Source organism: Kitasatospora sp. NPDC088548, assembly GCF_044753005.1.
GTDB lineage: Bacteria > Actinomycetota > Actinomycetes > Streptomycetales > Streptomycetaceae > Kitasatospora.
Map to the genome: position 1 here is coordinate 396,107 of NZ_JBIVMI010000003.1, position 15,584 is coordinate 411,690.

General features: G+C 74.5%; 15 protein-coding genes. 8 read left to right on the forward strand and 7 right to left on the reverse strand.

What is annotated here, in order from left to right; all coding sequences use genetic code 11:
* Positions 1-15: 15 nt before the first annotated feature.
* Entirely contained in the window at positions 16-798 is a 783-nt protein-coding gene (locus ACIP82_RS07145; RefSeq protein ID WP_363606180.1) for an SGNH/GDSL hydrolase family protein, read from the reverse strand.
* 333 nt (positions 799-1,131) lie between these two features.
* Here ACIP82_RS07145 and ddaH point away from each other — a divergent pair, with 333 nt between their 5' ends.
* On the forward strand, positions 1,132-1,959 hold the full coding sequence (ddaH, locus tag ACIP82_RS07150; RefSeq protein ID WP_363606179.1) for a dimethylargininase: 828 nt from the start codon (positions 1,132-1,134) through the stop codon (positions 1,957-1,959).
* Here the strand turns inward: ddaH and ACIP82_RS07155 are convergent.
* From ACIP82_RS07155 to ACIP82_RS07175, 5 genes are all read right to left on the reverse strand, one after another.
* The gene (locus tag ACIP82_RS07155) at positions 1,946-2,587 is read right to left on the reverse strand and encodes a lactate utilization protein C (RefSeq protein ID WP_400651869.1); all 642 of its coding nucleotides are present in this window, start codon (positions 2,585-2,587) and stop codon (positions 1,946-1,948) included. The two genes, ddaH and ACIP82_RS07155, sit on opposite strands and share 14 nt — an antisense overlap.
* A 32-nt stretch (positions 2,588-2,619) precedes the next feature.
* Positions 2,620-4,068, reverse strand: coding sequence for a lactate utilization protein B (locus ACIP82_RS07160; RefSeq protein WP_400651733.1), 1,449 nt, complete (start codon positions 4,066-4,068; stop codon positions 2,620-2,622).
* Positions 4,065-4,826, reverse strand: a complete 762-nt coding sequence (locus tag ACIP82_RS07165) for a (Fe-S)-binding protein (protein WP_400651736.1) — start codon at positions 4,824-4,826, stop codon at positions 4,065-4,067. Before ACIP82_RS07165 ends, ACIP82_RS07160 begins: the two co-directional genes overlap by 4 nt.
* Positions 4,827-4,921: 95 nt before the next feature.
* Positions 4,922-6,124 carry a globin domain-containing protein gene (locus ACIP82_RS07170; protein WP_400651738.1) on the reverse strand — a complete coding sequence of 401 codons (1,203 nt, stop codon included), beginning with the start codon at positions 6,122-6,124 and terminating at the stop codon, positions 4,922-4,924.
* A 105-nt stretch (positions 6,125-6,229) separates the two neighbouring features.
* Positions 6,230-6,676, reverse strand: coding sequence for an Rrf2 family transcriptional regulator (locus ACIP82_RS07175; protein WP_363606175.1), 447 nt, complete (start codon positions 6,674-6,676; stop codon positions 6,230-6,232).
* Between the two features lie 176 nt (positions 6,677-6,852).
* On the opposite strand from ACIP82_RS07175, the gene ACIP82_RS07180 reads away from it, so the two are divergent.
* The 4 genes from ACIP82_RS07180 (at position 6,853) to ACIP82_RS07195 (ending at position 10,983) form a co-directional block, all read left to right on the forward strand.
* A complete protein-coding gene (locus ACIP82_RS07180) occupies positions 6,853-8,622 on the forward strand; it encodes a hypothetical protein (protein ID WP_400651743.1) in 1,770 nt (589 codons plus the stop codon).
* 14 nt (positions 8,623-8,636) lie between these two features.
* Entirely contained in the window at positions 8,637-9,077 is a 441-nt protein-coding gene (locus ACIP82_RS07185; RefSeq protein WP_400651746.1) for a hypothetical protein, read from the forward strand.
* 98 nt (positions 9,078-9,175) lie between these two features.
* Positions 9,176-9,835, forward strand: a complete 660-nt coding sequence (locus ACIP82_RS07190) for a transcriptional regulator (RefSeq protein WP_400651748.1) — start codon at positions 9,176-9,178, stop codon at positions 9,833-9,835.
* A complete protein-coding gene (locus ACIP82_RS07195) occupies positions 9,832-10,983 on the forward strand; it encodes an aminotransferase class I/II-fold pyridoxal phosphate-dependent enzyme (RefSeq protein ID WP_400651751.1) in 1,152 nt (383 codons plus the stop codon). Before ACIP82_RS07190 ends, ACIP82_RS07195 begins: the two co-directional genes overlap by 4 nt.
* A gap of 238 nt (positions 10,984-11,221) precedes the next feature.
* Here ACIP82_RS07195 and ACIP82_RS07200 read toward each other — a convergent pair whose 3' ends face one another.
* Entirely contained in the window at positions 11,222-11,635 is a 414-nt protein-coding gene (locus ACIP82_RS07200) for a hypothetical protein (RefSeq protein WP_400651753.1), read from the reverse strand.
* 325 nt (positions 11,636-11,960) lie between these two features.
* On the opposite strand from ACIP82_RS07200, the gene ACIP82_RS07205 reads away from it, so the two are divergent.
* The 3 genes from ACIP82_RS07205 (at position 11,961) to ACIP82_RS07215 (ending at position 15,501) form a co-directional block, all read left to right on the forward strand.
* Positions 11,961-12,725, forward strand: a complete 765-nt coding sequence (locus ACIP82_RS07205; protein WP_400651756.1) for a serine/threonine protein kinase — start codon at positions 11,961-11,963, stop codon at positions 12,723-12,725.
* 4 nt (positions 12,726-12,729) lie between these two features.
* Positions 12,730-14,223: a serine/threonine-protein kinase gene (locus ACIP82_RS07210; protein WP_400651759.1), complete on the forward strand. Its 1,494-nt coding sequence runs from the start codon at positions 12,730-12,732 to the stop codon at positions 14,221-14,223.
* Positions 14,224-14,400: 177 nt separating this feature from the next.
* On the forward strand, positions 14,401-15,501 hold the full coding sequence (locus ACIP82_RS07215; RefSeq protein WP_363606164.1) for an ionic transporter y4hA: 1,101 nt from the start codon (positions 14,401-14,403) through the stop codon (positions 15,499-15,501).
* Positions 15,502-15,584: the final 83 nt, after the last annotated feature.

Consider the following 15,584-nt stretch of genomic DNA (forward strand, 5'->3'; position numbering starts at 1 on the left):
CGGCCCGACGGTCCGTCAGAGGGGGAGCAGTTCCGGTCGCTTCGCCTCGACGTGGTCGCCGGAGGACTCGCCGCGCAGCCGTCGGCCGACCCACGGCAGCAGGTACTCGCGGGCCCACTGGATGTTCTCCCGGCGCTGTTCGGCGGGGGACTGCGCGGGCACCGTCGGCCAGGGCGCCTCCGGGTCCTGCTCGGTACGCAGCCCCAGCGAGCGGGCGGCCAGCAGGGCGACCCGCTGGTGCCCCTCGCCGGACAGGTGCAGCCGGTCCTCGCTCCAGGCCCGGCGGTCCTGCACGGCGCGCAGCGACCAGAGGTCGGCGACCTCGCAGCCGTTGCGGTCGGCGACGGCCCGCATGTGGCCGTTGTAGGTGGCGATCTTGCCGCGCAGGTGCTTCAGCAGCGGCACGCCCCGGGTGTCGAAGCCGGTGCAGATCAGCACCGTACCGGCGGAGGCGGCGAGTTGGACCACGGCCGCCTCGAAGCGCTCGGCCACCTCGTCGGGGTCGCTGCCCGGGCGCAGGATGTCGTTGCCGCCCGCGCAGAAGGTGACCAGGTCGGGCTGGATCCGGCGGACCTGCGGCACCTGCTCGGCCGTGATCTGGTCCAGCAGCCGGCCGCGCACCGCGAGGTTGGCGTAGCGGAACCCGCCCGGCGGCCGCCCTTCGGCGAGCAGGCCGGCGAGCCGGTCGGCCCAGCCGGCGAAGGCGCCGTCGGCGCCGGGGTCGTTCAGCCCCTCGGTGAAGCTGTCGCCGAGGGCGGCGTACGAACTGAGGTCAAGGGTCTCCTGGAGGTTCGGCATGAAGGAGATAGTTCACCGTCTCAAGTGACCTACGCCACCGTAGGTGGCCCGTCGCGGTACGTGAGATCGGCCACGTGGGCGCGGAGGGCGGTCCGGTCGGCTTCGCGGCGGTGCGCTGGTAGGCGGCGGTGCGCTGGTAGCGGGTCTCCCGCGGCGGTCCACCCAGCGCGCCCCCGCACCCCGTGCGCCGGGGGCCGCGCCGGTGCGCTGGGGGCTTGCGCCCACCGGGGGTGTCCGCGTGTGCGTGCGAACGGCCCGGCCTGGGCAGCCCGCCCTCTGGACCGTACTTCCGTACGAACGTCCTCCCGCACTCCGGACGGCGGAGGCTGCCGTATGCCGAACCGAACCCCCGACCGCACCGCCCGGCCGCGGCGCTATCTGATGTGCCGCCCGACGTACTTCACCGTCGGCTACGCGATCAACCCGTGGATGGACCCGGCGCGGCCGACCGACACCGCGCTGGCCGTGCGCCAGTGGGAGCGGCTGTACGCGCTGTACCGCGAACTCGGCCACACCGTCGAGCTGATCGACCCGCTGCCCGGCCTGCCCGACATGGTCTACGCCGCCAACGGCGCCACCGTGCTGGGCGGCCGGGCGCTGGTCGCCACCTTCCGGCACCCCGAGCGGGCCGGCGAGTCGGACGCCTACCACGCCTGGTTCCGGGCCCGCGGCTACCGGGAGGTGCGCCGTGCCGGGTACGTCAACGAGGGCGAGGGCGACCACCTGGTGGCCGGCCGCCTGGTGCTGGCCGGGACGGGTTTTCGCACCGACCGTGCCGCGCACGCCGAGGCCGGCGCGATGTTCGGCGTCCCGGTGCTCAGCCTGACCCTGGTGGATCCGCGCTTCTACCACCTGGACACCGCGCTCGCCGTGCTCGACGACGACCACATCATGTACTACCCCGGGGCCTTCGCCCCCGACAGTCGGGCCGCGCTGCGCGCGCTCTTCCCGGACGCGATCCTCGCCGACCGCGCGGACGCCGAGGTGTTCGGTCTCAACGCCGTCTCGGACGGCCGCCGGGTGCTGCTGCCGGAGGCCGCCGGGAGTCTGGCCGCCCGGCTGGCCGGGCACGGCTACGAGCCCGTCCCGGTGGACCTCTCCGAACTGCTCAAGGGCGGTGGCGGTGCCAAGTGCTGCACCCTGGAGCTCAGGCCGGAGTGACCAGCACGACCTCCAGGGTGCGCGGGCCGTGCACGCCCTCCACCCGGTCGAGTTCGATGTCGCTGGTGGCGGACGGGCCGGAGATCCAGGTCTGCGGCCGGGCCGGGTCGAGGCGCGGGAGCGCCCGGGGGACGGACGGGACGACCTGCCCGGGCGCCAGGACGACGCAGATGTGGTGGTCGGGGACGAGGGTGAGCAGCCGTCGGCCCTGGGCGGGGCCGGCGTCCAGGACCAGCGTGCCGGTCTCGGCGATCGCCAGGGCGCAGCCGGTGACCACGCTGTCCACGGTGTCGAGGCGGGCGGCGGTGAGGGTGCCGTCGTCCGGCAGCGGCCGTGCGGTGGTGGCGGAGAGCCAGGACGGCGGCAGGCCGGGCGGGGCGGCGACGGTCCGGGAGCCGCGCGCGGTGAGCAGCTCCGCGATCAGCGCCGGGAGCCGGTCGGTGGTGCAGCGGTGGACCAGGGCACGGTAGTCGGCCAGGTTGTGGTGCAGCAGGTCGAGCAGCGCCGCCGGGTCGTCCTCCGGGGTGTGGCTGCTCAGATAGTCGCGGGGCAGCGGCTGTTCGGGCGGCGGGGCGGGCTCGCCCAGTGCGGCACGGATCCGGCCGAGGATCAGCTCGCGGGAGTTCAAAGGTCCTCCGGTGGGCAGGGGTTCTCCGACGGTCACGGGCGGTTCCTCCGCCACCAGTCGCGGAAGGGTTCGGCGGGCAGCTCCGGCAGATCCCGGGTGTCGGTCCAGGCCCGGCCGGGCCCCGGCATCCGGCGCGGGTGCAGCCGGCGGGTGCGGGAGGCCAGCCGCTCGGCCGCCGCGAGCGCCGCCGGGTGGTCCAGCACGTACCCGGCGGCGGTCATCGCCGCCCGTTCCAGCCGGTGCCCGCCCTGTTCGGCGACCCGTTCGCGCAGATGCACCAGCACCTCGGGGATGTCGATCGCCACCGGGCAGACCTCGTAGCAGGCCCCGCAGAGCGAGGAGGCGTACGGCAGCGAGGCGTCCAGTTCGCTCGCGGTGCCGCGCAGTTGGGGCGTCAGGATGGCGCCGATCGGCCCCGGGTACACCGAGCCGTACGCGTGGCCGCCGGCCCGCTCGTACACCGGGCAGACGTTGAGGCAGGCCGAGCAGCGGATGCAGCGCAGTGCCTGGCGGCCGACCTGGTCGGCGAGCGCCGCCGTCCGGCCGTTGTCGAGCAGCACGAGGTGGACGTCGGACGGCCCGTCGCCGTCCGTGGTGCCGGTCCACAGCGAGGTGTACGGGTTCATCCGCTCGGCGGTGGACGACCGGGGCAGCAGCTGGAGGAAGACCTCCAGGTCCCGCCAGGTGGGCACCACCTTCTCGATCCCGACCACCGAGATCAGCGTGTCCGGCAGGGTGAGGCACATCCGGCCGTTGCCCTCGGACTCCACGACCACCAGCGTGCCCGTCTCGGCGACCATGAAGTTGGCCCCGGAGACCGCCACCCGGGCGCGGAGGAACTTCTCCCGCAGGTGCAGCCGGGCGGCCTCGGCCAGCTCGGCGGGGGAGTCGGTGAGGCCCTCGGGCGCGGGCCGGCCCCAGGCGGCCATCCGGTCGGCGAAGATCTCCCGGATCTCGGAGCGGTTGCGGTGGATCGCCGGGACGAGGATGTGCGAGGGCCGGTCGTCGCCCAACTGCACGATCAGCTCGGCGAGATCGGTCTCGTACGCGGTGATGCCCGCGGCGGCCAGCGCCTCGTTCAGCCCGATCTCCTGGGTGGCCATCGACTTGACCTTGACCACCTCGCGCTCGCCGGTCGCGCGGACCAGCCCGGTCACGATCCGGTTGGCCTCGTCGGCGTCGGCGGCCCAGTGCACGGTGCCGCCCGCCGCCGTCACCGCCTCCTCCAACTGGACCAGGTAGCGGTCGAGATGGCGCAGTGTGTGGTCCTTGACGGCCTTGCCCGCGGCGCGCAGCTGGGCCCAGTCGGCGAGTTCGGCGACGGCGCGGGCCCGTTTGTCGCGGATGGTGTGGGTGGCGTGCCGCAGGTTGGCGCGCAACCGCTCGTCCCGGACGGCGCGGGCGGCGGCCTGCGGGAAGGCGGGCATGCCGAGGAAGGTCCTGTCACCGGTGCCTCCGGCGGTGCTGCGGGCGCTGTTCATGCGGGCCTCCACGGGTGCTCCTCGGTGCTCGCCAGGATCTCGGCCAGGTGCAGCGGGCGCAGCGCGTCGCCGCGTCGGCGCAGCGTCCCGCCGAGATGGAGCAGACAGGAGTTGTCGGCTCCGCAGAGGACGTCGGCGCCGGTGCCGAGGGCGTGCCGCAGCTTGTCCTCGGCCATCGCCGCCGAGACCGCCGCGTTCTTCACCGCGAAGGTGCCGCCGAAGCCGCAGCACTCGTCCGCGCCCGGCAGCTCCACCAGCTCCAGCCCCTTGACGGCCCGTAGCAGCCGGGTGGGCCGCTCGCCCAGCCCCAGCATCCGCAGCCCGTGGCAGGACGGGTGGTAGGTCACCGTGTGCGGGAAGTACGCGCCGACGTCCTCGACGCCCAGGACGTCCGTCAGGAACTCGGTCAGCTCCACCACCCGCGGGGCCAACGAGGTCGCGATGTCGGCGAGTTCGGTACCGCGCCCCTCGGCGGCCGCCTTGGCGCCGATCCGGGGGTAGCTGTCGCGGACCATCGCCACGCAGGAGCCGGACGGCGTCACCACGTGGTCGTAGCCGGCGAACGCCCGGGCCGTCCGCCGCACCAGCGGCTCGCAGGCCCGCCGGTAGCCGGTGTTGAACTGCGGCTGCCCGCAACAGCTCTGCTCCGGCGGGAAGTCGACGTCGACGCCGAGCCGTTCCAGCAGCCGGACGGTGGCGATCGCCGTGGACGGGTACAGCGCGTCGTTGACGCAGGTGGCGAAGAGCGCGACACGCATCGGTCCTCCCGACTGGTCCGCGGGGGCCGCCTGGCCGGCCCGCCCGTGATCGTACCGAGCGGACCGGCCTGGCGGTGGCTTCCACGCCGGGGGGATCAGGCGTCCTGGCCGAGCCAGAGGTCCGGGCCGAACACCTCGTAGTGGATGTCCGCGGCCGGCACGCCCGCCGTGAGCAGCTGCGCCCGGACCGAGCGGAGGAAGGGCAGCGGCCCGCAGAGGTAGGCGGTGGTACCGGCCGGGACCGCGACCGTCGAGAGGTCGACCAGGCCGGTGCGCTCGGCGGGCCAGTCGCCGAGCGGCCGCTCGTAGAAGACGTGGGCGGTGGCGTCCGGCAGCTTGGCGGTGAGCTGGGCGAGGTCGGCGCGGAAGGCGTGCGAGAGCTGGTCGCGGTCGCCGTGGACGGAGACCACGCGCCGGGTCGAGCCGGTCGCGGCGAGGTGGGCGAGCATCGCGGTCATCGGGGTGTTGCCGATGCCCGCGGAGGCGAGCAGCACCGGTCCGTCGCCGTCGGCCGGCGCGACGTCGCCGAGCGGCGGGGTGAGCTCGATCGTCGTGCCGGCGTGCAGGTGCTCGTACAGGTGGTGGGAGACCTCGCCGTCCGGCGCGCCCGCGGTCCCGGCGGCGGCCCGCTTGACCGAGAACTGGAGGGCACCGTCCGGGCTGCCGGAGAGGCTGTACTGGCGGATCTGCCGGGCGCCGTCCGCCAGCACCGTCCGCACCGACACGTACTGGCCGGGGCGCGAGGGCGGCACCGGTCCGCCGTCCGCCGGGCGGACCAGGTACGTCGTCACCTCGTCGGTCTCCTGGTAGCGGGCGACCACCGTGTACGGGCGCCAGAGGCCGTCCTGGCCGAGGGCGGTCTCGGCGCGCAGCCGGTCCTCGACGGCGATCAGCGCGTTGGCCATCAGCCAGTAGACCTCGTCCCAGGCGGCGGCGACCTCGGGGGTGACGGCCTCGCCGAGCACGTCGACGATGGCGGCGAACAGGTGCTCGTGGACGATCCGGTACTGGTCGTTGGTGATGCCCACCGAGACGTGCTTGTGCGCGATCCGGGCGAGCATCGCGTCCGGCCGCTGGTCGGGGTGGGCGATCAGGGCCGAGGCGAACGCGGCTATCGAGCCGGCCAGCGCCTGCCGCTGGCTGCCGTTGGCCTGGTTGCCCCGGTTGAACAGGTCGCGCAGCAGCTCCGGGTGGGCCGCGAACATCCGGTCGTAGAAGAGCGGCGTGATGTCGCCGATCGCACCGCCCACGACGGGCAGGGTGGCTTCGACGACCTCGGCGGACTTGGCGGACAGCATGGGGCTCGCTCCAAATTGGTATCTAAGAGTCGTATTTTGGGGCGTGCGGATGCACGGCCCGGGGTCTGCGGGTTCAGGGGGCTTCGGGCGGGATCGGGTCCGGGCTCAGGTGTGATCGGGTCTGCGGGAGAGGCTGAGCAGCAACGGTCCGGTCGGCGCGGTGACCAGGTCGTCGATGCAGAGCGGGTCGAGCGCCGCGAAGAACGCCTCCTGCGCCCCGCGCAGCGCGCCGCGCAACCGGCAGGCCGCCCGCAGCGGGCAGGGTGGCTCGTCCTCGCAGCCGACCACGTCGCCGACCCCCTCCAGCTCGCGCAGGAGCGGTCCGAGCGAACCGGTCCGCCCGGCGGAGGTGAGCACCAGGCCCCCGCCGCGCCCGCGCCGCGCCTCCACCACGCCGAGGTGCTGCAGCCGGCTGACCACCTTGGCGGCGTGGGTGTACGGCACGCCCACCGCCTCGGCCACCTCGCGGGTGGTCGGGTTGGCGCCCTCGTCGAGGACGGCCAGCCGCATGGCGATGCGGAGGGCGATGTCGGTGCTCTTGGTCAGCCTCACGTTCGAAAGGCTAGCGAATGCGACTCTCAGACTCCAATTTTCTGCACACCGCTCGGCGCGCCCCGCCCGGCGGTGCCGAACCGTTACCGCCGAAGCGGTACCGGAAGCTGTCCGTGTCGCGCCCCAACTGCTTTACTGTTCCGTCTTGTTGGCATGTCTTCTCCTCGGGGGACGCAATGGACGACAGGGTGCCGCCACCGCCGCTCTACCCGCCGCGACCACCCGGCAGCCCGCCCCGCGACCTCCGGGCGACGCTCGCGGCGACGCCGGAGAACCTGCACAACCAGGCCGGCCCCGTCCCGGGCGACGCGACCCGCTACCTCTGCGCGGCGGCCTGGCTGGACCGCGGCTTCCGTGCCGAGGTGATCGAGGAACTGGTCGAGCAGTCCTTCCGGATTCCGGCCCCCTCCCCGGGCGCCGACCTGGTCCGGGTGCTGCACGAGGCGCTCACCGCCCGGCGCTGGGAGGCCTGGACCGGCGCGGCCTGCCTCGCCGTCCTCGCCGCCGGGTTCCCGCTCTTCGGCCCCGAGGCGGGGATCACGGCCGCGGTGGCGGCGCTGGTCCTCGGCGCGGCCGGCGGGTTCGGCGCGGACCGGATGGACCACCGGCTCGGGCTCTCGCTGGAGCGCCTGACCGTCGCCCGCGCCCCGCGCCGCCCAGGTCGCGGGCGCGCCAAGGGCGGCCTCTCCGGCACGCTCACCTTCCTCGTGGCGCTGTCCGCGCTCGCCGTGGCCTTCACCTACCTCCGGGACCAGGCCGGACGGCTGGACCCGGACACGGTGGCCAGGGCCGGGTACGCGGTCGCCGAACTGGTCCTGCTCTGGCTGATCGCGGCCGGGCTGCGCCTCGCGATCCGGCGCCGGCTCGCCGGACCGGTGATGCGCCCGGCGGGCCCGCCCCCGCAGCCGAACGGGAAGCGGGCCGCCTGGCTGTACCAGCGGCTGCGCGAACAGCAGAGCGGGCCGGAACTGCTCTACCGCCGCCGGGCGCCGCTGGTCGGCCTGGGCCTGCCGGGCCCGATCTGGCGGATGACGTTCGAACTGCAGCCCTCGGCCGCGCGGGTGGCCGAAGGGCGGCCGGCCGAGCCGATCGACGCCTCGGCCCTCTACCGGGCGGTCGCCGCGCGGGTCCGGGCGCTGGCCGAGGACACCCGCTACCCGGAGGACCCGCTGCGCGGGCTCTCGGTCACCGACCGGGTGTTCCGGCCCAGCCTGCGCGTCGACGATCCCCGGCACTGGCGCGGCCGGATGTCCGCCCACGCCGGCGACCGGATCCTGCTCGAACCGGCCTGGGCGGACCTGCTGAGCCGCTCCGGCCACGAGCGGCTGCGGCACTACCTGGCGATCAGGGTCGGCTCCTGGCAGGAGGAGGTGGTGGTCACCGTGCTGGTGCGCGCCACCACCCGGGGCGGGCTGCTCCACCTGGAATGGCTGCCGTACGTCCTGCCCCCGGTGGACCCGGCGTACCACGTGATCGACGCGCTCGGACGGCACTCCGGGCCCGCCGACGCCGCCAACGCGCTCGGCTGGGCCGCGCGCCGGCTGGGTGGCGACATCGCCGTCGCGGTCGGCCAGTTGGGCGAGGTGTGGTCCTCGCGCGGGCGTGCCGCGAGCCTGGCGCGACGTTACAGGCAGGTCACCTCCACGGGCTACGCCGTCGACTACGCGCCGAGGCTGAGCGTGCGCGAACTGGGCTCGGCGGCCGAGTACCAGAACATCTTCCAGTCGCACGACGTGCAGCGGTTCCTGGGCACCGTCACCCAGCGGGTCTTCAGCGCGGTGGGGGAGGAGCTGCGGGCGCGCGGCTACGACAGTGCCGCCTTCGAGAAGCAGTCGCAGAGCATCACCAACATCAACAACGGCGTCGTGGTCAGCGGCAGCACCGTGAACGGCCCGGTGGCCGGCGGTGCCGGGTCGTCGGTGCACCTCGAAGTCCCGAAGAGCTGAGACGGGGAAGTGAAGTGACGGACAGTCGGGAAGAGCCGGGCGGGTCGGCGCCCGGCGCCGGCGCGAACAGCGGCGTCGTGGTGACCGGCGGCAGCACGGTGTACGGGCCCGTCGCCGGCGGCCGGGGCGCCACCGTCTGGATCGGCGCCGGGGCCGGCGCTCCCGCGGGCGGCCCGGCCGGTCCGGAGGGGCTGCTCACCGCGGCGCGGTCGTTGCGGGCCGCGCTCGCCCGGCTGCGGGACGAGCGGCCGGGCGCGGTGCCGGAGGAGGACGCGGCCGACGCGGATGCGGCCCTGGCCGAGATCCTGGAGGAGGCGGCCCTGGAACAGCCCCGGGAGAGCAGGCTCCGGCGCCGGGTGGGCGCCGTCGTGGACGCGCTCAGGACGGTCGCCCTGCTGGCGGCGGCGGTGGCCGGGCTGGAGAGCGCCTTCGCGGCGCTCGTCGCCCAGGGCTGAGCACCCCCGGACGCCCCGCGCCCGCCCCGGCCCCGCCATCGCGAGGCCGGGGCGGGCGCCTCTGGACGGAATGTCCAGCCCGGACGTACAGTCCAGAGGTGACCGAAGAGACCACCGACCCCCGCGTCCGGACCTGGTCGCCCGTCTGCCAGGCGGTGGCGCTGCTCCTCGGGCCGTACACCGAGGTGGTGCTGCACGACGCCGTCCGCGACCGGGTGCTCGCCATCTGGAACCCGATGACCGGTCGCGCCCCCGGCGACCCGTCGCTGCTCGGCGAACTGGACGCACTGGACCCGGCCGCGCCCGACGTCTACGGGCCGTACGAGAAACTGCTGCCCGACGGGCGGCGGCTCTCCTCGGTCAGCGCCGTGCTGCGCGACGCCGACGGGCGGCCCTCGGCGGTGCTCTGCGTCAACCTCGACCGAGGCCCGCTCGACCACGCCGCCGCCCTGCTGGCCGGCTTCGCCGCACCCACCGCCCCCCGGCCCGAACCGCTCTTCGAGCGCGACTGGACCGAGCGGATGAACGACGTCATCGGCGGCTACGTCCGCGCCCACGGCCGCCCACCGGAGCGGCTCGGCCGCGACGACCGGCTCGCCGTGCTGCGCGAACTCGACCGGGCCGGGGTGTTCGCGGTCCGCCGCGCCGTCCCGGCCGTCGCCACCGCGCTCAAGGTCTCGCGCTCCACCGTCTACACCCTGCTCGCCGAGCTCAGGGCCGAGCCCGCACCACCGGCACACCAGAGGACCGAGAGATGACCAAGCTCCCCGACTTCCGCCTGGAGACCTACTTCTCCCGCTGGGAGTTCACCGCCCGCCACCACCTCACCGCCTCGGACGCCCAGACCATGGCGATGTCCGAACTGCTCGCTCTGGCGGGCCCCGAGGACCGGCACGCCTGGGACACCCTCGCCCTCGGCTACACCGAGACCTTCGGCGACCCGGCCCTGCGGGAGGCGATCGCGGGCATGTACAGCCTGGTGGACGCCGACGACGTGATCTGCTTCGGCGGCGCGCAGGAGGCGCTCAACCTCGCCATGCAGGTGCTGCTCGGCCCCGGCGACCACGCCGTGGTGGTGACCCCCAACTACCAGTCCGCCGAGACCATTCCGCTCTCGCTCTGCGAGGTCACCGGCGTCCCCCTGGACGCCGACCGGGACTGGGCGCTCGACCTCGACCGGCTCACCGCCGCGCTGCGCCCCAACACCCGGGTCGTCTCGGTCAACTTCCCCAACAACCCCACCGGGAAGATCATCGACGCGGCCGACTTCGCCCGGCTCGCCGAACTCTGCGACGAACGCGGCATCCGCCTCTTCAGCGACGAGGTCTACCGCGGCCTGGAGCGCGACCCCGCCCGCACGCTGGCCCAGGCCGCCGACCTCTCCGAGCGCGCCCTCTCGCTCAACGTCACCTCCAAGTCGCTCGGCCTGCCCGGTCTGCGGATCGGCTGGATCGCCTGCCGCGACCGGGAGTTGCGCTCCCGGCTGGAGCGCGCCAAGCACTACACCACGATCTGCAACTCCGCCCCCAGCGAGATCCTGGCCCGGATCGCCATCAACGCCCGCGAGCAGATCCTGGCCCGCAACCGCGCGATCATCGACGCCAACCTGCCGGTCTTCGACCAGTTCTTCACCGAGTTCGCCGAGCTCTTCGACTGGCGGGCGCCGGACGGCGGCTGTGTCGCCTACCCCCGCTACCTGGGTGCGGACGGTGTCGAGGCGTTCTGCACCACGCTGGTCGAGCAGGCCGGCGTCCTGCTGCTGCCGGCGAGCATCTACCGCTCCGAGCTCACCCCCACGCCCGCCGACCGGTTCCGGATCGGCATCGGCCGCCGGGACCCGGTGCCGGCCCTGGACGCCTTCGCCCGCTGGCTGCGGGACCGCCAGAAGGCCGTTCAGGAAAAATAGAGTCGCACACGCCGGGCGGGTTCGGGGAGGAGCTCGGCGCATGGTTGGCGCGGCCTCGGCCTGAGCGCGTGCCGTGAACTTCCCGAGTGGCGGCTGAGGGTGCCGGGGGAGGGGTGGTCGGCCCGGTCGGCGGTGTCACGAGGGGCGGGCCGGCCGCCGGTTGCGGACCCGGCGACCGGCCCTGGAGAGGGGGCGCGTGGCCCCGGCTCGTGGTGGATCCCCGTTGGGCCGAGGGGGATCAGAAGGGGTTGGTACAGGTGGTGACGCGCTGGGCCACGTCCAGCAGCGGGCCGCCGGTCGCGCAGATGATGGTGAGGTCGCTGGTGACCACCCGCGGCGTGACGGCCTTGGCGAACCCGGCCTGCACGGTGGTCGCGGAGGCGGCGGTCACCCAGGGTCCGCCCCAGGTGCGCTGCGTCCGCACCTCGACCTGAACCAGCGTCAGGTGCGCGGGGTCGGCCGCCGAGACCTGCGCGACCCCGACGACGCCCCCTCCGCCGTCCTTCTCCTGCCAGACGCACGGGTGGTTGGCCACGGCGGCGCAGGCCACCGCCCCGGTTTCGTCCGTCACCGTCGCCGCCGAGGCCGGGGCGGCCAGCCCTGCCGTGATCCCTGCCACCGTGACCATCAGGGCTGCGATTTGAGCGCGCATGATATGAACCTCCTTGGAAAGTAAGGGAATCTCACTCCGTGGGATGAGTCTTGCATAAATCATGGGCATGACATATGTGCGTTGCATCACACTCAAGGTGACCGTTCAACTACATGCAGCGACCAATTGGTGCGATGTTCAGCGGCCCGGCGAACGCCGTTCAGGGAGCCGGTGACAGCACCGTTCGCCAGCCCGCCGTCCACCCGGCAGCGCCTGCCCGACCGGCAACTCCTGCCCGCCGCCACCGCGTTCACTCGTACGAGTGGCGCAGCGGCGCGAGGCCGTTCGGGCCGCTAGGGTCGACCCGACCCATGGAGGTGGCTGCGTGGACACGGTCATCGTGCAACTGCCCGAACCCCGCCCGGGAGCCGCGCTCCGCGGCCGGCCCGAACTGCTGCGGATGGGCCCGGGGGAGGCCGCGGTCTTCGGCCGCGGCGAGCCCGGCCGGCCCGCCGTCATTCCCCTCGCCGACCAGGGCGTCTCCCGCCGTGCGGGGGAGGTCGTCGCCGCCGAGGACTACTGGCGGCTCTCCAACTTCAGCACCTCCGCGACGTACGTGGTGGAGAACCTGGAGGGCGCCGGCGAGCACGTCAAGGTGGCGCCCGGGCGGATCGGCGCGCCGGTGCCGTTCGAGTTCTCCCGGGTCCTGCTGCCGGCCCTCGGCGAACCGGCCGCCTTCAAGGTGTTCGCACCGCAACACGCCTACCTGGAGGCCGGGTCCGGGGCCGGCGGCGGCGAGCGGACGGTCAGTCCGTTCGCCCTGGACCCGACCGCCAAGTACTTCCTCGTCCTGCTCGCCCTCTGCGAGCCGCGACTGCGCTCGCCGTCCGCCGCCGTCGTCCCCGGCGCCACCGACGTGGTGGCCCGGCTGCGCGCCCTGCCGTCCTGCCGGGGGCTGACCCGATCCGCCGTCAACTACCACATCGACTACCTGGTGGCCACCAAACTGCGGCTGCGCGAGGCGCCCGAGGACGACCCCGGGGCCGTCCGGGCCGGTGGAAAAAGGGAGGAACTCGTGGCACTGGCACTGAAGTTCGACCTCGTCCGGGAGGAGCATCTGGCGCTGCTCCCGCCCCGGCGCGGCTGCTGACCCCGTGGTGAGGCCCGCCACCCGGTCCGACGAACCGCCGTTCGGCATCCCGCCCGGCTACCCCGTGGCCGGCTACCGCACCGGCGAACTCATCGGTGCGGGCGCCTGGGGCAGCGTCCACGCCGCCCGCGCGCCGGGCGGCCGCCCCGACGCCGCCGTCAAGTTCCTCCGCCCCGCCCGGCTCAGCCCGGGCCAGCGCCGGACCATGGCGCAGATAGCCCGCAGCGAGATGAGCTTCAGCCGCCGCGCCGACCACCCCAACCTGATCCGCACCCTCGCCGTGGTCACCATCGACGACCCCGCGCACCCCGACCTCGACGGGGCCGTCGCCCTGGTGATGGAACGCGCCGCCCACAGCCTCCAGGACGTCCTCGCCACCGCCCGCCCGGGCCTGCCCGTCCCCGGCGCCGAGCGCGTCCTCGCCGACGTCTGCGCCGGCCTCACCCATATGCACACCGCAGGCTGGGTGCACGGCGACCTCAAACCCGCCAACATCCTGCTGATGCCCGACGGCACCGCCAAGCTCGCCGACTTCGGCCTCACCGCCGAGCTGGAGGGCACCCACGCCTACGCCCCGCCACTCGGCTCGCCCGACCACGTCCCACCCGAGTGGTGGTCCCAGCGCACCGGCGCTCGCGGTGTCGCGCTGCGCCCGAGCGCCGACATCTGGGCCTTCGGGGTCATCGCCCACCAACTGCTCACCGGCGGCCTGCACCCCTTCCTCGGCGCCACCGCCCGGGCCCGCTCGCTCGCCGCCCAGGCGTACGCGCGCGGCGCGGCGCCGCTGCGGCTGGACGAGACGTTGCGCGAGCCGTGGCGGGCGGCCGTCACCGCCTGCCTCACCCCCGACCGGGCGGCACGGGCGCGGGTCGACCTCGCCGCCCTGCTCGCCGGTCCGCCGACCCGCCCGCCGGCCGCGCGCCGCCGGCCCGGCCTGCGAACCGGGGCGGGCCTGCTCTCCGCCGCCGCCGTCCTGGCCCTCACCGGCGCCCCCGAGCCGGCCGCACCGGACCTCCGCGCGCCGCCGCCCCCGCCGCGCGGCGCGATCCCGGCCGGCTCCGACGTCCCCGAGGCGCTCCGCGGCCCGATCGGGGACGCCGCCCGGCGCTGCCCCGAGCCCGAGATCACCCCGGTCCTGCTGGCCGCGATGATCAAGGGGGAGAGCGGTTTCGACCCGAAGGCCGCCCGCCCCGGGACCAACGAGTACGGCATCGCGATGTGGACGCCCGCGGTGTTCAACGCCTGGGCGCAGGACGGCGACCACGACGGCGTCAAGGACTACATGGACCCGGCCGACGCGATCGCCTCGATGGGCAACTACGTCTGCTGGCTGGACCAGCAGATAAAGCGCCGGGGCTTCACCACCGACCTGCCCGCCCTGGTCACGGCGGCCTACCGGACCAGCGACAAGACCGTGGCCGACGCGGGCGGCGTACCCGACCGGGTGAAGGCGCATGTGACGAAGGTGCTGGCGTACCTCGCCGAGTACGGCGGCTGAGCGGCCCGGGCGGCCGGGCCGTGCCACGGGCCCCGACGGCGGCTCAGCACGGCCCTCTGCGCGGCCCCGCGTGTCTCCGCGCGCCCCTGCCGTGACCCCGTGGCGGCCCGACACCGGCCGGGCCGCCACGGCGGCGTTGCCCGGCGACGGGGGGTCCGGTCTGGGATGCTCGGCCGCATGATCACGAAGCTCCGTGCAGTCACCGCGCAATGGACCGTCGTCGTTCCGGTGCTCTCCTTCGTCGCCCTCGTCCTGACCTGGCACCGCGACCTGCCCGGATGGGTGGTCGGCGTGGTGGCCTGCTTCCTCGCCGGCGCCGTGCTCGCCGCCGTGCACCACGCCGAGGTGATCGCCCACCGGGTGGGGGAGCCGTTCGGCTCCCTGGTGCTGGCGGTCGCCGTGACGGTCATCGAGGTGGCGCTGATCGTCACGCTGATGGCCGACGGCGGCGACAAGGCCGCCACCCTGGCCAGGGACACCGTGTTCGCCGCCGTGATGATCACCTGCAACGGCATCCTCGGCCTCTCCCTCCTGGTCGCCGCCGTCAAGTACCGGGTCGCGGTGTTCAACGCCGAGGGCACCGGCGCGGCGCTCGCCGGCATCGGCACCCTCGCCACGCTCAGCCTGGTGCTGCCGACCTTCACCACCAGCTCGCCGGGCCCGCAGTTCTCCTCCACCCAGCTGGTGTTCGCGGCGACCGCCTCGCTGGTGCTGTACGGGCTGTTCGTCGCCACCCTGACGGTCCGGCACCGGGACTACTTCCTGCCCGTCAGCGCCGAGGGCGCGGTCCTCGACGAGGAGGACCACGCCGACCCGCCGACCGCCCGGGCGGCGGCGATCAGCCTGCTGCTGCTGGCGCTCGGGCTGGTCGCGGTGGTCGGCCTGGCCAAGGGCGTCTCGCCGACCATCGAGTCCGCCGTCTACTCGGCCGGGCTGCCGTCCTCGGTGGTCGGTGTGGTGATCGCCCTGCTGGTGCTGCTGCCGGAGACCATCGCGGCGCTGCGCGCGGCGCTGCGCAACCGGGTGCAGACCAGCCTCAACCTGGCGCTCGGCTCGGCGCTGGCGAGCATCGGGCTGACCATCCCCGCGGTCGCGGTGGCCTCCGCCTGGCTCCCCGGACCACTGGTGCTGGGCCTCGGCCCGGCGCACCTGGTGCTGCTCACGCTCACCGTCGCGGTGGGCACGCTGACCATCATCCCGAACCGCGCCACCCCGCTCCAGGGCGGGGTGCACCTGGCGGTGCTGGCGGCGTACGTGGTGCTCGCGGTCAACCCCTGAGCCGCGCGCGCCTCCTGTGGCTCCCACGCCGCCGCGTGCGCCGCCTACCGCACCACCCCCTGCGCCCCGGTGGCCGGTAATGA